Genomic DNA, 16,434 nt, shown 5'->3' with positions numbered 1-16,434 from the left:
TTGACGGAACGCCAATGGCCTCAGCCGGAAACCAGGTTTGTCAGCATGGTTGCCGCCTCGGTGCCGGCCAAGCCGAGGTCGAGAACGCTGCTCATGTGATTGGCTCCAGGAAGGGCGGTCTGCGAGACCTGTAGTCCCTGCTCCTTCAGATGCCGCGTAAACGCCTCGGCCTGGCTGTGGAATGGCGGCGTTTCATCGGTGCCGACAGCGATCTCGACCGACACCGACGGATCGAAACGGCGGGTGAGCGGCGAGAACCTGGCTGCGTCCTCGTCCGTTATCGCGATCTCGGCGGCAAGGAAAGAGGTCTGAAGGGGCTTCAGGTCGTAGAGACCGCCAAGCAGCAACGCGCCTTTGATTGTCGAAGTCCGGCCGTCGTCATTGAAAAGCATCGTCGCAAGTTGGGCGCCGGCTGAATGTCCGCTCACGGTCAGGCGCTCGGTATCGCCGCCGTGATCGCCGATATGGTCGAGCACCCAGCTTTTGGCGCGCCGCACCTGGTCGACGATCGTGGCCATCCTCACAGCCGGCATCAGCGCATAATCGACGATGACCGCGATTGCGCCGGCGCGCGTCACCGTCTCGGCGACATAGGAATAGTCGCGCTTGGAGAACATGCGCCAGTAGCCGCCATGGATGAACACATGGACCGGCAGGCGGTCGCGTTTGCCCTCCGGAAAGAACAGGTCGATGGTCTCGGTGGCATCCGCTCCATAGGCGATGTCGGCAACCATCGGTATTGTTGCGCGCACCTCCGTGCTGCGACGAACGATCTCGGCGACGATGTCGTCGAACTCGGCGACGTGGTCGCGGATGCGGAAAGGATCATTCTGCATGGGGTGCCCGTTCACATGGTCACGGCGATGTACTTCGCCTCCATGAACTCGGCAATGCCGTGCTTCTGTCCGCCTTCGCGGCCAAGGCCGCTCTGCTTGACGCCGCCGAAAGGTGCCGCCGGATCCGACATCAGGCCGCGATTGAGCGCGACCATGCCCGTTTCGATCTTCGATGCCACGTGCATGCCCCTGGCCAGATCACGCGTGTAGATGTAGGCGGCAAGGCCGTATTCCGTGTCGTTGGCGCGCGCGATGACTTCGTCCTCGTTCTCGAAGCGGCTGATCGGGGCCACCGGACCGAATATCTCCTCCTGCGCCATCTCGGCATTGGCGGGCACGTCCCGAAGGACGGTCGGCGGATAGAAATAGCCCTTGTCGTCGGCGACCGCGCCGCCGCACAGGATCCTGGCCCCACGGGCGACCGCGTCCTTGACCAGCCGATCGATCTTGTCGACGGCCTTCCTGGTAATCATCGGACCGCATTCGGTGTCCGGGTCGGTGCCTGAACCGAGCTTGAGCGCGGCCATGCGTTGGCGCAGACCTTCGGCAAAAGCGTCATGGATGCCGGCCTGCGCGTAGATGCGGTTGGCTGCCGTGCAGGCCTCGCCGGCGTTTCGCATCTTGGCGACCATCGCGCCGTCGAGGGCCGCGTCCAGATCGGCGTCATCGAAGACGATGAACGGGGCGTTGCCGCCGAGTTCCATCGAGCATGAGATGACGTGCTTGGCGGCTTCGGCCAGCAGAACACGACCCACGCCGGTCGAACCGGTGAAGGATAGCTTCCGGACGCGCGGGTCGGCGAGCATGGCGGAGGTCACTGGTCCGGGGTTCGAAGTGGTGAGCACATTGACGACGCCGGGAGGCACACCCGCCTCCTCGTACAGCGCGGCGAGCGCGTAGGCGGTCAGGGGCGTCTCGCTGGCGGGCTTCAGAATGACGGTGCAGCCGGCGGCCAGCGCCGGCGCGATCTTGCGTGTCGCCATGGCGGCGGGGAAATTCCAGGGCGTTATGAGCACGCAGATGCCGATCGGATGATAATCAACGACGATCCGGTTGGCGCCTGACGGCGCCAGGCCGAACTCGCCGCTGATGCGCACCGCTTCCTCGGCATTCCAGCGGAAGAATTCAGCCGCATAGGCGACCTCGCCGCGCGCGTCCCGCAGCGCCTTGCCGTTCTCCAGCGAGATCAGCGCCGCCAGCGTATCGGACCGTTCGACCATCAATTCGAAACAACGCCGCAGTATTTCCGAACGCTTGCGCGGCGCGGTTGCGCGCCAGCCTGCCGCCGCCTTCGCAGCCGCCTCGACGGCAGCGGCGGCATCGGCAATCGTGGCGTCCGGGACAGCCGCAATCACGGCCTCCGTGGAAGGATCGATCACCTCAATGAGACGACCGTCGCAAGACGGTCGCCAGTGTCCGTCGATATAGAGGCCGTGCGAGAATGTGGTGTAGTCGAACATGTCCGGATCTTCGTTGAGTTGCCCTTGGGGTACGTTCATCTCATCACCTCTGGTCAGACTGAGCTTGCGGCCATGTCGCCGTCATAGGCGGCCCTCACCAGCCGCCGCATCGCGGCGATGTCGAAAGGACGAGGGTTGTTCTTGATCAGCCGATCGATGCCGAGCGCCTGCTCGGCGGTCCAGTCGATCTTGTCGTGTGGAAGACCCAGATCGGCCAGCGTGCGGGTGATGCCGATCGCCGCGAACAGCCGGGCCACCTCATCGATGGTGGCGCGCGCGGTCGCCTCGGCGCTCTTTGTCTCCGTCACCCCCAGAGCGGCGCCGACCGCCGCTATTTCGTCGGTTGCGGCGGGCAGATTGTAGCTCATCACGTAGGGAAGCATCGTCGCCACGCCCAATCCGTGCGGCGTGTGGGTAAGCGCGCCGACGGGATATTGCACGGCGTGGGCAGCCGCCGTTCCGGCCGTGCCGAAAGCGCAGCCGGCCGCCAGCGCTCCCATCATGACATCGGCGCGTGCGTCTTCGTCCGAGCCGTCCCTGTACGCCTTTTCGAGACTGCGGCCCAGGAGCTGGATGGCCAGCAGCGCGAAATGATCGGTAAGGGCGCTCTTGCCGACGAAGACATGCCGCTGCGGCAAGTGCGGATCGGCGCCGCGTTTGGCGGACGTAAAGGCTTCGATCGCGTGGGTGAGCGCGTCGGCTCCGGCAATTGCCGTGAGGGAGGGCGGGCATGTCGAGGTGAGTTCCGGATCGCAGAGCGCGACCGCGGCAATGAGATGGGGACTGGAAATGCCGACCTTAAGCGTCCGCTCCGGATCGGAGATCACCGCCACCGGCGTCACTTCCGAACCGGTGCCGGCGGTGGTCGGGACCGCGATTACCGGAAGCGTGGGGCCGGGCACCTTGAACTCCCCGTAGTAGTCCTGAAGCGACCCGCCGTGACTGATCAGCAGCGCGGCGCTTTTGGCCATGTCCAGGCAGCTGCCGCCACCGATCCCGATCACCATGTCCGGCTTGAAGTCCTTCGCATGGGCGGCACAGACGGCAACGCTGTCACGAGGGACATCCGGGAGGATGCGATCGTACACGAGCGTTTCGATCGAGCCTGCTCTCAGTGCCGCGCTGATCTGCGCGAACATTGGCGTCCCGGCGAAACGCTCATCCGTGCAGATGAATGCGCGCCGGCCATATCTGGCGGCAATATCAGGCAGCGCGTGGCGCTGGCCTTTGCCGAAAAGAATCTCATGCGGCAACCGGGCTGCTGCAAATAGCGTCATGAAGTGTGTCCTTCGAATATGGATTGGGGAGCGGGGGATCGGAGATCACCGCTTGCCCAGCGTGCGTGGCGTGGTTCGGGCAAGGCACGGGCCAGAGCCGTCGTCGAGTTTTCCTGCCTCACGAATATCCTCTATAAAATCGTATAGGATATAGGATTGAATTGCGCGGAGCATCGTGTTAGAGGTCGCCCCTGTCAAGAGGCAAAACATGCAGAATCCAGACCTTACCGTCGACAATGACGCTCGGTTGACAGGCCGCATCCAGCGCGCCAACAGCCTGTCGGGCGACGTCTACGAGGCGATCTTCCAGCAGCTGATGTCGCTGAAGATAGCTCCGGGATCGCGGATCACCGTCGATAACCTCGTCAAGGAGTTCAACGTCTCGCATACGCCCATCCGCGAAGCTCTTGGGCGGCTGGAAGGCGAGGGCCTGGTGGTGAAAACCCATCTTATCGGGTACCGGGCCGCGCCCCAGATCACACGGCGCCGTTTCGACGAACTCTATGAACTGCGCCTGCTGCTCGAACCCGCAGCCGCCGCCAAGGCAGCCGCTGCGCTCGATGAAGCCCGGCTGATGATTTTGCAGGAGGCGGCTGGCGTGATGGCCAGGCGGGTGGGCAAGGACGAACGCCTGCGTTATTCGAACTTCGCCCGCCAGGATGCCATCTTCCACGACAAGGTCATGGAGTTCGCGCAGAACGAGCTCATCCGCGAAACGCTGAACCACCAGCACACCCACTTCCACATTTTCCGCCTGATGTATCACTCGCGGGTCACCGAGGAGGCGCTCGACGAGCACGAAGCCATCCTCGCCGCTTTCGCGGCCAGCGATCCGGTTGCCGCCGAAAAGGCGATGCGCGTGCACATAGAGAATTCGCGGGACAGGCTCCTGCCTGCATTCGAGTAGGCCGCGATGTCAGTTGCCACTCGCATCGACGGAAGCCTCACCGCTTTGCCGCCGGAGCCCACACCGGCTGTGGCTCCGGTGCTGCGCGCGGAAGGGCTTTGCAAACAATACGGCCCGGTGACCGTGTTGTCGGACATCACGCTGGATATTTTCCCTGGCGAGATCCATGCCGTCATCGGCGAGAATGGCGCCGGCAAGTCGACGTTCATGCGCTTGCTTTCCGGTTACATCGAGCCAACCGCCGGCAGCCTGTCCATGGCCGGTGACCGCGTGAGTTTCAGGACACCTCACCAGGCGCAGGCGGCAGGCATCGCGCTGGTGCATCAGGAAATCCTCCTGGCCGAAGCGCTCACGGTGACCGACAATCTCTTTCTCGGCCGCGAGCTCTCCAGGCGCGGAATCGTCGATGATGGCGCCATGCGCCGCATAGCGGCCGCGAAACTGGCCGAGATCGGTTGCGAGGTGTCGCCGACCGCGCTGGTCCGAGACATTTCGCTGGCGGATCGCCAACTCGTGCAAATCGCCCGCGCGTTGCTCGGCGACCACAGGGTCGTCATCTTCGACGAGCCAACAGCGGTGCTGACCGGTGGGGAGGTCGAGCGTTTGCTCGCCATCATCTTCGGGCTCAGGGCGCGGGGCATCGCGGTTCTCTACATCAGCCATCGCCTCGACGAGGTGCAGCGGCTGGCGGACAAGGTCACGGTCCTGCGCGACGGCAAGATGATCGGCACCTATCCCGGCCATGCGTTGAGCCAGGCCGACATGGCGCAGCTTATGGTCGGGCGCGAACTCGCCGCGCTTTATCCTCACAAGCGCGAGGTCCAGACGAGCCGGCCCATGCTGACCGTCAGAAACGCGACTGTTCCAGGTTATGCACGGGACGTGTCCTTTACCGTTCACAAAGGCGAGATTCTTGGCTTCGCCGGCATGATCGGGGCGGGGCGAACCGAGTTGTTCGAAGGCATTGTGGGGCTTAGGCCGGCGACGGCTACGATCGAGCTCAACGGTTCGCCGATACAGATACATTCACAGCGCGAGGCCATAGAGGCGGGCATCGGCTATCTGACGGAAGATCGCAAGGGCAAGGGCCTGCTTTTGCAGGAGCGGCTGGCGCCGAACCTGACCCTCTCGTCGCTTGGCCTTCTGCATCCGGGACTTCTGGTTCTGCGCGGCCGCGAATCCGAGGCGCTCGCGCGGGCCGTCTCCAGCTACGACATCCGGGTGAAGAGCCACAACGCCAGGGCAGGGCAGCTTTCGGGCGGAAACCAGCAGAAACTTCTGCTGGCCAAGGTGCTCCTGACCAATCCTTCGGTCGTGATCATCGATGAGCCGACGCGCGGGATCGACATCGCCAACAAGGCGCAGATCTACGCCTTCATCCAGGAACTCGTGGGCCAAGGCAAAGCCTGCATCGTCATCTCGTCGGAGATGCAGGAACTGGTCGGCATCTGCGACCGCGTCCTGGTCATGCGCGAAGGCAGGATCAGCGGCGAGGTCTCGGGCGAAACGATGACCGAAAGCAACATCGCGCTGCTGGCGACCAGTGACAAAGGCCATGGCACGGCCCAAGGAGGAAGACAGTGACGGCGCTTACCCATTCCATGTCTGCCCGAAGCGACAGGCAGCACCATTTCTCGTGGACGGATGCCGGCCCTTTCCTTGCACTGTTCGCACTACTGGTGGCGGGATTCCTCATCAATCCGGATTTTCTTTCCGCGACAAACCTGGGCAACGTGATCACGCGCAGCGCTTATGTCGCCATCATAGCCGTCGGCGCCACATTCGTGATCTCATCAGGCGGGCTCGACCTTTCGGTCGGCTCGATGGTCGCCTTCATCGCCGGCGTCACGATCATGTTCATGAACATGATGGCCCCCAGCCTCGGCCTTTGGGCCATCCCGGCAGGCATGGTGATAGCAGTCGTCGCGGGGCTTCTATGCGGCCTCGCGAACGGTCTCATCGTCACGGTCGGAAGGATCGAGCCGTTCATCGCCACGCTCGGCACAATGGGTATCTTCCGCGCACTGATCACCTATATGACCGATGGCGGCACGATCCCGATCGATCGCTCGCTGCGGGACGCGTACCGGCCGGTCTATTTCGGCGCCGTCGCGGGCATTCCGGTGCCGATCCTTCTGTCGGCGCTCGTTGCGGTGGTCGGCGCATTTGTCCTCTACAAGACCAAATATGGCCGCAAATGCGCGGCGGTGGGCGCGAACGAGGACGTCGCCCGCTATTCGGGCATCTCGGTCGTCAAGACGCGCACCATTGCCTATGTCATCCAGGGTGCATGCGTGGCGGTCGCCGCCATCTGTTACGTGCCTCGTCTGGGAGCCGCCACCCCGACCACCGGACAGCTTTGGGAGCTGCAGGTGATAACGGCCGTTGTCATTGGCGGAACGGCGCTGCGGGGCGGCAAGGGCCGCATCTGGGGCACCATCGCCGGTGCGGTGATCCTGGAGCTGATCGCCAACCTGATGGTGTTGTCGGATTTCGTTTCCGAATACCTCGTCGCCGCGGTGCAGGGCGTCATCATCATCATCGCCATGCTCGTGCAAAGATTTTCGAAATAGCTCGTCTTCGGACCGGACGGGCGCCTGTTGTGTGGTCCATATCTCTGGGAGGTATTTATGTTTAGCAGGAAATGGGTTGCCGTCGCGGCAGTCGGCGCACTGATGGTGGCCGGCCAGGCGCTTGCAGCCGACAAGAAGGTGGTCGCGGTGTCGATCCCGGCGGCGGATCATGGCTGGACGGCCGGCATCGTCTATCACGCGCAGGCCGCCGCAAAGGAAATCAACGCGGCCTTCCCGGATGTCGAAGTCGTCGTGAAGACGTCGCCCTCGGCGGCCGACCAGGTAAGCGCGCTGGAGGATCTGTCGGCCAGCCGCAAGCTGGATGCGCTGGTGATACTGCCCTACACCTCCGAGGAACTGACCCAGCCGGTGAAAGCCATCAAGGAGATGGGTACGTTCATCACCGTCGTCGACAGGGGATTGACCGACCCTTCCATTCAGGACCTGTATCTTGCCGGCGACAACATCGCGGTTGGCACCAATACGGCGAAGTTCATGATCGACAAACTGGGCGGCAAAGGTGACGTCGTCGTGCTGCGCGGCATTCCCACCGTCATCGACGACGAGCGTATCAAGGGCTTCGAGGACACGATCAAGGGTACCGGCCTGAAGGTGCTTGACATGCAGTATGCCCACTGGAACAGCGACGAGGCCTTCAAGCTCATGCAGGACTACCTGGCCAAGCACCCGCACATCGATGCGGTCTGGGCCAACGACGACGACATGCTTCTCGGTGTGCTCGAGGCCGTCAAGCAGTCCGGCCGAACCGATATCAAGCTAGCGCTCGGCGGCAACGGCATGAAGGACATCGTGAAGAAGGTGATAGACGGGGATGCGATGACACCGGTCGAGACGCCGTATCCGCCGGCGATGATCAAGACCGCTATCTACATGACCGTGGCCAACTTGATCGGTCAGGCTCCGGTTCGCGGTGCCGTCAAACTCGACGCCCCGCTCATAACCCAGGCCAACGCCAAGGAATATTACTTCCCCGACTCCCCGTTCTGAGGCCCGCAATCCGAATGAGGCAAGGCGCGTGATGCGCCTTGCATGCCAACAACAGAGAGGAAGAGCTATGCCAGGCAAGAAGATATTGATGCTGACCGGTGAGTTCACCGAGGAATACGAGATTTTCGTTTACCAGCAAGCGATGGAAGCCGTTGGTCACACGGTCCATGTCGTCTGCCCCGACAAGAATGCGGGCGACCTGATCAAGACCTCGCTGCACGATTTCGAAGGGGACCAGACCTACACCGAAAAGCTCGGGCACTACGCGCTGATCAACAAGACGTTCTCGGATGCGGAAAAGCAGCTCGACCAGTACCACGCGGTCTACTGCGCGGGCGGACGCGGACCGGAATACATCCGCACCGACAAGCGGGTGCAGACGATCGTTCGACACTTTCACGAGACCAAGAAGCCGATCTTCACGATCTGCCATGGCGTGCAGATCCTGATCGCGGTCGACGGTGTCGTGCGCGGCAAGAAGGTTGGTGCGCTGGGCGCTTGCGAGCCGGAAGTCACTCTCGCGGGCGGAACTTATATCGACCTCTCGCCGACGGAAGCCTATGTCGATGGCACGATGGTGTCGGCCAAGGGATGGACGGCGCTGGCCGCCTTTATCCGTGAGTGCCTGAAGGTGCTCGGCACGGAAATCCGCCACAACTGACCCGCTAACCAAGGCGGAGGCCGGCGCGCTGCCGTGGCGTGTCGGCCTCCACCAGTGATGCCGAGACCTTCGCCGATGCGGACGACTGTATCGACCGTCGTGCAAAAGGTATGCGCGCGGTGCGTCCTGCCGGTTTAGCGGCCGCTGCGCCGGACAGGTCCAGCTTTTTCCTTACGCAATCGCGAGCGGAAAAACGTTACCCACTTTCCTGGGGTTGCTTCAACGCGCGGCGGCAATCCAGTCGGCAAGGCTGCGGGCGAAGCTTCGCGGCACGATCAGGTCGCAGCTGCTCTCGCCTGTTCGCAGATAGAGCGCCGGCACGTGATGGACGGACGTCTGTACGGCACGGCCGGGAGCCGAAGCGGCGGACGACCAGTCGACCGGCATGCAGGCAGAGAGAATGTCCTGAAGACGCGCACCCTCCATCCTGAATCGCACCCGGCCTTCGCCGAGCAGAACCGAGCAGCCCAATTCAGGATCGATCGCAATGGCCGGCGGTTCCGCACCTGTCTCGACGATCAGCCAAAGACGGCGGGGGGTGATCCTGACGATGAGGGCGCCAGCATGCCGAACCGTCTCGCCGACGTCGGCAGGGAGCCTCGCGCCCAAGGCCTGCGAGACGCTCGTTTCGAATCTTGTCAGCGTTTCTTCCCAGCCCTCGATCTGAACGATCGGGCAATCGGAGGCCCACAGGTTGAAGTCCTTCGACAGCACAGGCTCAACCATGCATGCGCTCTCCCTTGGGATCTAGGAAAACAGAAGGCACGACGCGGGCGCGAACCGTCTCTGTCCGCATCGGGTAGACCGCGGTGATCTCGTCTCCTTCGGCCGCGGCATTGCCGGCGAACAGCGCCAGTCCGACATAGTGGCCGAGTTCCGGGCTGAAGGTAACCGAGGTGATCCGACCGCGCCCGTGGCCGGTGACGGCATCGCCAGGCAGGAACAATATGGCGCCTCCGCGCAGCCGCTTGCCGTCCTCGATGCATTCCAGCCCGATGAGGCGCTGGCGGTCGGGTGCCTGAAAGGCCGGACGACGACGCAGGACGTCGCCGACGAATCCGCCGCGTTTGCCGGCCATGCGCCCGAGGCCGAGATCGTCGAGCGTGGTGCGGCCATCGATCTCGGGCCCGGCGACGTGGCCCTTTTCAACGCGCAGCGCACCAAGCGCCTCGACGCCATAAGGTTTGAGGCCGAACGGCGCGCCTGCTTCGATGAGACGGCTCCAGGCCTGTTCGCCGGCGCTGGCGCCGACATAGATCTCGTAGGCGCGCTCGCCGGAATAGCTGAGGCGAATAACGCGCAGGGCCCGTCCGTCGAACCCGGCTTCGATGACGCCCATATGCGGCAGCGTCTCGTTGGAGACATCGAGCGTCGGAAAGGCGGCGGCAAGGACATCGCGGCTTCGTGGCCCGGCGGTCGACATCGCCGCCCACTCGTCGCTTACCGAAGAGACCGCGACACGCAAATCCGGCCAGGCGGTGTCGAGCAGGAATTCCAGCCGCGACAGGACATCGGCGGCCCTGGCGGTAGAGGTGGTCATGAAGAAGCGATTTTGCGACAAGCGCGTGGTGGTGCCGTCGTCGAAGACGACGCCGTCGTCGCGCAGCATGACGCCGTAGCGCGCGCGGCCAACCGGAAGCTTGGCGAAACCGTTGGCGTAGACACGGTCGAGGAATATGGCCGCGTCCGGCCCCTGCACGTCGATCTTGCCGAGGGTGGAAATGTCCATCAGCCCGGCGCCGCCGCGCACGATCCGCATCTCCGCGACATAGGCTTCATTCACGTCGCGTCCGGCATCGCGATAGAAATACGGACGCATCCAGAGACCGACCTCGAGCATCTCGGCACCGTTTGCCAGGTGCCAGTCGTGCATCGGCGTGCGACGGACCGGCTTGAAGTGATGACCGACGGCGCGACCGGCCAGCGCGCCGATCGCGACCGCCGCGTAGGGTGGGCGAAAGGTCGTGGTTCCGGTTTGCGCAATCGTTGCCCGGCGCAGCGCCGCCATGGCCGAAAGTGCTGCGAAATTGCTGGTTTTGCCCTGGTCGGTCCCCATGCCGAGCGTGGTGTAGCGCTTCAGGTGTTCGACCGATTCATAGCCCTCGCGATGGGCGAGCTCGACGTCCTTGGTGGTCACATCCATCTGTAGATCGACGAAGGCCTTGCCGCGCCCCGCGGAAGAGATCGCACGAAAGGGAGCGGCCGGGGCCCCTTCGAGATCGAGTTCATCCGGCGCCGGCATGGCCGCCGGTTTTCCACAGAAGCATGCCGCTTCGACGCCGGCGCGGTGGCCGTCCTCGATCGCGTCGGCGGTCGAGAAGCGCCCCATCATCGCGCCGGCGCCGAACTGGCCTGCCGGAAAGCCGCCCGAAACGAAGCCGTCGATGTCGTCGCGATAGACGGGCCTGACGCCAAGATGCGAGGTGAGATGCACGGTCGGCGACCAGCCGCCGGAGACGCAGACGAAATCGCAGGCGATTTCCGATTTGGCGCTCGGGCCGGCAAGCCGTACGGCCTTCACCGCATGGCTGCCGCGCAGATCGGCGATCCGGGTTCCGGAGCGGATCTCTACGTTCAGGCGTCCGGCTTCCGCCGCCAGATCGGCGGGCGGAGCGCCGCGCTGGTCCGCGACCGTCACTCGCGCGCCGGCGGCGGCGAGGTCGAAAGCAGCGCGATAGGCGCCGTCGTTCATCGTGGCCACGAGGATATTCTTTCCCGGCAGCACGGCGAAGCGGTTGAGATAGGTCCGGGCGGCGGACGCCAGCATGATGCCTGGCCGGTCGTTGTTGGAGAACACCAGCGGCCGTTCGATAGCACCGGCCGCAAAGATGATCGAGCCGGCGCGAAGCACGGTGAAAACCTGCCGCGCAGCGCCTTGCGCGACCTGGCCGTCATGCCGCTCGATCAGCCCCAGCGTGTTGCCGTCATAGGTGCCGAAGGCCATCGTCTTGCGCATCAGGGTGACGTTGGGCTGGCCTGCAAGCTCCGCCTCGATCTTTGTCAGCCAGGCTGCCGCCTTGCCATCGGTGCGCTCGGCAAGAAGTTGGCCACCGAGCAGAAAGTCCTGTTCGACGAGGACGACCCTGGCGCCGCTGGCTGCCGCGGCGCGCGCCGCCGACAGGCCGGCAGGGCCGCCGCCGACGACTGCAACATCGGCAAATGCATGCCGGGTCTCGTAACGGTCGGGATCGGGTTCGGTGCCGGCCCGGCCCAATCCCGCGGCTTTACGGATGAAATGCTCGTAGAACATCCAGGCGCGGCGGGTCGGACCCATGAAGGTCTTGTAGTAGAAGCCGGCAGAAAGAAGGGGCGCAAACAGGCCGTTGACGCTCTGCACGTCGAAGGCAAGGGACGGCCAGCGATTCTGGCTTTCGGCAGTCATACCTTCAGCCAGTTCCAGTGTCGTGGCCGGAAGGTTCGGTTCGCGCCGTCCACCGCTACCGAGCGTAACCAGCGCGTTGGGTTCTTCCGGGCCGGCCGAGAAGATGCCGCGCGGCCGATGGTATTTGAAGCTGCGGCCTGTCAGCATGAGCCGATTGGCAAGCAGCGCGGAAGCAAGCGTATCGCCTCGATAGCCGCCCAGCTCGCGGCCGTCGAATGTGAAGCGGAGCGGCTGCGTGCGGTCGATGCGGCCGCCGGCGGCCAGACGATTTCCAATCATTTTCATGCTGGCATTTTCCTGGCGAAGCCGACCGATGCGATAGCGTGGTTCCTCGTGTCGCGCTCGATGACCAGCCATTGCCGGCAGCCGGTCACATGCTGCCAGAATTCACGGTGCGGTCCCGCCGGGTTCTTGCGCACGTAGACATAGCGATACCACGCCTCCGGATCGGGATCGTCATGCGCCGGACGCACCGCGGAAGCGTCGCCGCCATAGCGGAACTCGTCATGGTCGCGCAGGCCGCAGCATGGGCAGTCGATGCGAAGCATTTCTCTCGTTCTCTATTGCAGCCAGGCCGAGGGGCCGGCGCCGGCTTCGTCGAGCGTGTGGCCGGTCCGGAAACGGTCGAGCGCGTAGGCGGCGGTCAGCGGATGCGGCTTGCCGGTGGCCAGCATATGGGCAAAGCACCAGCCGGAGGCCGGCGTCGCCTTGAAGCCGCCATAGCACCAGCCGCCATTGAGATAGAGCCCTTCTATCGGGGTCGGGCAGATGATCGGACTGGCGTCCGGCGTCATGTCCATGACGCCGCCCCAATGGCGCAGCAGCCTGACACGCGAGATGCAGGGCATCAGGGCTATCGCCGCCTCCGCCACTTCGCCCACGACGCCGAGATTGCCGCGCTGGGCGTAGGAATTGTAGCCGTCGAGATTGCCACCGAAGACCAGCCCGCCCTTGTCCGACTGGCTGACATAGAAATGGTCTGCGCCATAAGCGACGACGTGATCTACCAGCGGCTTGAGCGGCTCGGTGACGAAAGCCTGGAGCACGTGGCTTTCGATCGGCAGTTCCAGGCCGGCCCTGGCGGCGAGGAGCGAAGTATGGCCTGCGACGGCGAGGCCGACCTTGCCGGCGCCGATGCGGCCCTTGCTGGTCTCGACACCGACGATCCTTTCGCCGTCGCGGACAAAGCCGGTCACCTCGCAATTCTGGATGATGTCGACCCCGTGGCCGTCGGCAACGCGCGCATAGCCCCAGGCGACGGCATCATGGCGGGCGGTGCCTGCGCGGCCTTGCAAGATCGCACCATGGATCGGAAATCGCGCGGTTTCGGAGAAATCGAGATAGGGTACCAGCCGGCGCACAGCGTCGCGGTCGAGTATGTCGGCGTCGATGCCGTTCAGACGCATGATGTTGGCGCGATGGCTGAATGTGTCGAGTTGATCGACCGAATGGGCAGTGACGATCTGGCCGCGCTGCGAAAACATCACGTTGAAGTTCAGCGCCCGCGACAAGCCTTCCCACAGCTTGACCGAGAATTCGTAGAACTGGGTGTTGCCGTCGAGCAGGTAGTTGGAGCGGATGACGGTGGTGTTGCGGCCGACATTGCCGCCGCCGACATAGCCCTTTTCCAGAACGGCGACATTGCGGATGCCGTGGTTCTCGGCGAGGTAGAAAGCCGTCGCAAGGCCATGCCCGCCCCCACCGACGACGATCACGTCATAGGCGGGCTTCGGCTCGGCCGCGCGCCAGGCGCGCCGCCAGTTCTTCTGGCCGGAAAGGGCATTGCGGAAAATCGAAAACGCCGAATAGCGCGCCATGTTCATGGTCTAGCGGACGATCGGGCCGGCCGGGGTGCGGGTCAGCACTTCGGCCCCCGCATCGGTCAGCAGCACGGTGTTGGAGATGAAATGGTCGCCGCGGCCGGTGCCCATCAGCCAGGACAGGATGTGGAAGCTCATCCCGGTCTCGATTTCGAGATCGGAATCGTGCCTGAGGCCCGTCACCGAATTGCCGCCGGTCCATGAGGGCGGCTGGCCGATGCCGACGAGATAGCCGCAATGATGGCGGCGATAATGCGACAGGCCGGCCTCGTCGGCGACGCCTTGCCAGGCGGCGTAGACATCGCGCGCCCTGGCACCTGGCTCGAGCGCCCTGACGACGGCCTCGAATGCCTTGGCCGTGACCTCGGCCATGGCGGCATCTTCGTCCTTGATGTTGCCGATGCGGATCAGCCGGCCAAGCGGCGCGTGATAGCGCGAGACACAGCCCGACAGTTCGACGAAGACCGGCTCGCCGCTGCGATAGATGCCGTCGCCCCAGGTCGTGTGCTCCTCGCCGAGCCGGGCGGCGGGCCGGATGAACGGGCCGAAGCCCGGCGCGTGGCCGCCGGCGCGCACCATCGCCGCCACGCATTGGGCGGCAACCTCCTGCTCGGCGGCGCCGTCGGAGATGGCAGCGATGGCGGCACCTGCCGCAGCATCCGTGACCTTGGCGGCGCGGCGCATCAGCACCTGTTCCTCGGCGCTCTTCACCAACCGCATCTTGTCGACCAGTCCCGAGACGTCGCTCCACTTGGCGTCGGCCTGCGCCTCAAGCTTCAGGGCGAGGCCGTGGCTGAGGCCGGACGTCCAGTTTTCGATGCCGATCCGTTTGCCGGCCAGGCCGAGTTCGGAAATGACGCGCGCGGCGAGGTCGGCCGCGGTCTCGCTGTCGGAGTGACCGCGGAATTCTGCTGCCTTCACCTGATTCTCGATCGTCACCTTCTCCATCGACCGGGTGACCAGGATAGGACGCCGGTCGAGCGTGACGATCAGGAGGTGCGGCGCGAAATAACCCCAATGGTCGAGGCCGGTGAGATAGAAAACAGTCTCCGGCGAGGCGAAGACGGCGGCGTCGAGCTTGCGCTCTGCCAATGCCGTGCGAACTTTCGACAAGCGGCCGGCGATCTCGGCTTCGGAAAAGGGATTGCGGTCCATTGAGGTGTCCTTGAGTTGCCGGTCCTGGGCTGATGGTCAGTCGATGAAGATGGGATCGCGGGTCACGTCGCAGAGCCGCTCGCCGCCGCCTTCGCTGGCGCTGGGATCCTGGCAGATGATTGAGATCGAAGCCGGCCTTTGCCATGCGTTGCTTCACGTCGGCCAGGCGCCGCGCGTATTCCGCCTTGGTGGGCCCGCCCGACGCGTCCAAAGCCGTTTTCCTTCCTGCCCTCATCCAAAGGCGGTTCGTATCGCATCGAGAAAGCACACCTTAATTGTGCACAACTTGCGCATCACAAAGCCGCACAATCAAGCCCAATGGCGATTTTTCCAGATTCGTACAGTGCGTCTTGCGATATGTCCAGATGAGTTGTATACGTCTTAGTGCGCTTGACGCGATGGTGGAGAAACATCGTTCGAGCCCGATAATTATCGAAGAAGAAAAGGGGAAAGCATGTTCACGTCACAGATATCCCGCCGCGCGCTCGTGAAGGCCGCCGCCTGTCTTGCGCTCGCCGCGACCGCATTCACGTCACTGCCGGCCCATGCCGAAACGACGCTCGAACGCGCCAAGAAGGACGGCTATATCCGCGTCGGCTTCGCCAATGAGGCGCCGTTCGGTTTCGCCACGCCTGACGGCAAATTGACCGGCGAAGCGCCGGAAGTCGCCAAGGCGGTGCTCGCCAAGATGGGCATTGCGCAGGTCGACGGCGTGCTGACCGAATTCGGCTCGCTCATTCCGGGTCTCAAGGCCGGCCGCTTCGACATCATCGCCGCCGGCATGTTCATCAATCCCAAGCGCTGCGCCGAGATCAATTTTTCCGAACCGTCCTATGGCATCGGCCAGGCCATGCTGGTCGCGAAGGGCAATCCGAAAGGCGTGAAGGACTATTCGAGCATCAAGGACAATCCCGATCTCAAGCTCGCCGTGATGGCGGGCGCCGTCGAGGGGGGATATGCGAAGGACGCCGGCGTTGCCCAAGGACAAGTCGTTTCCTTGCCCGACCAATCCAGCCTGGTCGCCGCGGTCCAGTCTGGCCGTGCCGATGCTGCCGCGCTAACCGCGCTCTCGATCGCCGACATGGCCAAGAAGGCCGATGGCGTCGAATCGACCAAGCCCTTCGGTGAAGTTGCCGGCAAGTCGGTGAAGGGCCATGGCGGCTTCGGCTTCCGCAAGGAGGACACCGATCTGCAGGAAGCGTTCAACGCCGAACTGAAGAAGTTCCTCGGTACGCCGGAGCATATCGCGCTGGTCGAGCCGCTCGGCTTCGGCAAGGACTATCTGCCGAACAAGACGACTGCAGAGCTCTGCAAGGGCGAATAAATTCCCAACTGCTGGGCGGCGTGAAAACGCC

The 16,434-nt window shown here is 63.9% G+C and carries 14 protein-coding genes; 6 read left to right on the top strand and 8 right to left on the bottom strand.

Going from position 1 to position 16,434, the window contains the following annotated elements; translation table 11 throughout:
• Positions 1-20: 20 nt before the first annotated feature.
• Genes FJ949_RS22605 through FJ949_RS22595 form a run of 3 tightly spaced genes read right to left on the bottom strand, consistent with a single transcriptional unit; the run spans position 21 to position 3,573 of the window.
• The gene (locus FJ949_RS22605) at positions 21-836 is read right to left on the bottom strand and encodes an alpha/beta hydrolase (protein ID WP_140499302.1); all 816 of its coding nucleotides are present in this window, start codon (positions 834-836) and stop codon (positions 21-23) included.
• A gap of 11 nt (positions 837-847) precedes the next feature.
• Complete coding sequence (locus FJ949_RS22600) at positions 848-2,335, bottom strand: NAD-dependent succinate-semialdehyde dehydrogenase (protein WP_140499300.1); 1,488 nt, start codon at positions 2,333-2,335, stop codon at positions 848-850.
• Positions 2,336-2,349: 14 nt separating this feature from the next.
• Positions 2,350-3,573, bottom strand: coding sequence for an iron-containing alcohol dehydrogenase (locus tag FJ949_RS22595; protein ID WP_140499298.1), 1,224 nt, complete (start codon positions 3,571-3,573; stop codon positions 2,350-2,352).
• Positions 3,574-3,781: 208 nt separating this feature from the next.
• Here FJ949_RS22595 and FJ949_RS22590 point away from each other — a divergent pair, with 208 nt between their 5' ends.
• The 5 genes from FJ949_RS22590 (at position 3,782) to FJ949_RS22570 (ending at position 8,722) form a co-directional block, all read left to right on the top strand.
• Positions 3,782-4,480 carry a GntR family transcriptional regulator gene (locus FJ949_RS22590; protein WP_140499296.1) on the top strand — a complete coding sequence of 233 codons (699 nt, stop codon included), beginning with the start codon at positions 3,782-3,784 and terminating at the stop codon, positions 4,478-4,480.
• A 6-nt stretch (positions 4,481-4,486) separates the two neighbouring features.
• Entirely contained in the window at positions 4,487-6,064 is a 1,578-nt protein-coding gene (locus tag FJ949_RS22585; RefSeq protein WP_140499294.1) for a sugar ABC transporter ATP-binding protein, read from the top strand.
• A 17-nt stretch (positions 6,065-6,081) separates the two neighbouring features.
• Positions 6,082-7,053 (top strand): ABC transporter permease, encoded by a 972-nt coding sequence (locus tag FJ949_RS22580; protein ID WP_140499447.1) that lies wholly within the window; start codon positions 6,082-6,084, stop codon positions 7,051-7,053.
• 57 nt (positions 7,054-7,110) lie between these two features.
• Positions 7,111-8,061: a substrate-binding domain-containing protein gene (locus tag FJ949_RS22575; protein ID WP_140499292.1), complete on the top strand. Its 951-nt coding sequence runs from the start codon at positions 7,111-7,113 to the stop codon at positions 8,059-8,061.
• Between the two features lie 67 nt (positions 8,062-8,128).
• Positions 8,129-8,722 (top strand): DJ-1/PfpI family protein, encoded by a 594-nt coding sequence (locus FJ949_RS22570; RefSeq protein WP_140499290.1) that lies wholly within the window; start codon positions 8,129-8,131, stop codon positions 8,720-8,722.
• A gap of 219 nt (positions 8,723-8,941) precedes the next feature.
• Here FJ949_RS22570 and FJ949_RS22565 read toward each other — a convergent pair whose 3' ends face one another.
• Genes FJ949_RS22565 through FJ949_RS22545 form a run of 5 tightly spaced genes read right to left on the bottom strand, consistent with a single transcriptional unit; the run spans position 8,942 to position 15,079 of the window.
• Complete coding sequence (locus FJ949_RS22565; RefSeq protein WP_224646822.1) at positions 8,942-9,448, bottom strand: sarcosine oxidase subunit gamma family protein; 507 nt, start codon at positions 9,446-9,448, stop codon at positions 8,942-8,944.
• Entirely contained in the window at positions 9,441-12,389 is a 2,949-nt protein-coding gene (locus FJ949_RS22560; protein WP_348642175.1) for a sarcosine oxidase subunit alpha family protein, read from the bottom strand. The genes FJ949_RS22565 and FJ949_RS22560 overlap by 8 nt, the downstream gene beginning before the upstream one ends.
• Complete coding sequence (locus FJ949_RS22555) at positions 12,386-12,652, bottom strand: sarcosine oxidase subunit delta (RefSeq protein ID WP_140499288.1); 267 nt, start codon at positions 12,650-12,652, stop codon at positions 12,386-12,388. The genes FJ949_RS22560 and FJ949_RS22555 overlap by 4 nt, the downstream gene beginning before the upstream one ends.
• Positions 12,653-12,664: 12 nt before the next feature.
• Positions 12,665-13,921 (bottom strand): sarcosine oxidase subunit beta family protein, encoded by a 1,257-nt coding sequence (locus FJ949_RS22550; protein WP_140499286.1) that lies wholly within the window; start codon positions 13,919-13,921, stop codon positions 12,665-12,667.
• 9 nt (positions 13,922-13,930) lie between these two features.
• The gene (locus FJ949_RS22545; RefSeq protein WP_140499284.1) at positions 13,931-15,079 is read right to left on the bottom strand and encodes a Xaa-Pro peptidase family protein; all 1,149 of its coding nucleotides are present in this window, start codon (positions 15,077-15,079) and stop codon (positions 13,931-13,933) included.
• Positions 15,080-15,533: 454 nt separating this feature from the next.
• Between FJ949_RS22545 and ehuB the strand changes: the two genes are divergently transcribed.
• Positions 15,534-16,403, top strand: coding sequence for an ectoine/hydroxyectoine ABC transporter substrate-binding protein EhuB (gene ehuB, locus FJ949_RS22540; protein WP_140499283.1), 870 nt, complete (start codon positions 15,534-15,536; stop codon positions 16,401-16,403).
• Positions 16,404-16,434 lie beyond the last annotated feature (31 nt).

The sequence above is a fragment of the Mesorhizobium sp. B2-4-1 genome (assembly GCF_006442185.1).
Taxonomy (GTDB): Bacteria; Pseudomonadota; Alphaproteobacteria; order Rhizobiales; family Rhizobiaceae; genus Mesorhizobium.
The sequence above is the reverse complement of the archived record's forward strand: the minus strand, read 5'-3'. Positions and strand labels throughout refer to the sequence as shown.

Excerpts from the sequence above, each read along its gene's own strand:
- FJ949_RS22575 (WP_140499292.1), top strand. The coding sequence starts at position 7,111 with ATGTTTAGCAGGAAATGGGTTGCCGTCGCGGCAGTCGGCGCACTGATG.
- FJ949_RS22550 (WP_140499286.1), bottom strand. The coding sequence starts at position 13,921 with ATGGCGCGCTATTCGGCGTTTTCGATTTTCCGCAATGCCCTTTCCGGC.
- ehuB (WP_140499283.1), top strand. The coding sequence starts at position 15,534 with ATGTTCACGTCACAGATATCCCGCCGCGCGCTCGTGAAGGCCGCCGCC.
- FJ949_RS22600 (WP_140499300.1), bottom strand. The coding sequence starts at position 2,335 with ATGAACGTACCCCAAGGGCAACTCAACGAAGATCCGGACATGTTCGAC.
- FJ949_RS22590 (WP_140499296.1), top strand. The coding sequence starts at position 3,782 with ATGCAGAATCCAGACCTTACCGTCGACAATGACGCTCGGTTGACAGGC.
- FJ949_RS22580 (WP_140499447.1), top strand. The coding sequence starts at position 6,082 with ATGTCTGCCCGAAGCGACAGGCAGCACCATTTCTCGTGGACGGATGCC.
- FJ949_RS22570 (WP_140499290.1), top strand. The coding sequence starts at position 8,129 with ATGCCAGGCAAGAAGATATTGATGCTGACCGGTGAGTTCACCGAGGAA.
- FJ949_RS22555 (WP_140499288.1), bottom strand. The coding sequence starts at position 12,652 with ATGCTTCGCATCGACTGCCCATGCTGCGGCCTGCGCGACCATGACGAG.
- FJ949_RS22585 (WP_140499294.1), top strand. The coding sequence starts at position 4,487 with ATGTCAGTTGCCACTCGCATCGACGGAAGCCTCACCGCTTTGCCGCCG.
- FJ949_RS22560 (WP_348642175.1), bottom strand. The coding sequence starts at position 12,389 with ATGAAAATGATTGGAAATCGTCTGGCCGCCGGCGGCCGCATCGACCGC.
- FJ949_RS22545 (WP_140499284.1), bottom strand. The coding sequence starts at position 15,079 with ATGGACCGCAATCCCTTTTCCGAAGCCGAGATCGCCGGCCGCTTGTCG.
- FJ949_RS22565 (WP_224646822.1), bottom strand. The coding sequence starts at position 9,448 with ATGGTTGAGCCTGTGCTGTCGAAGGACTTCAACCTGTGGGCCTCCGAT.
- FJ949_RS22605 (WP_140499302.1), bottom strand. The coding sequence starts at position 836 with ATGCAGAATGATCCTTTCCGCATCCGCGACCACGTCGCCGAGTTCGAC.
- FJ949_RS22595 (WP_140499298.1), bottom strand. The coding sequence starts at position 3,573 with ATGACGCTATTTGCAGCAGCCCGGTTGCCGCATGAGATTCTTTTCGGC.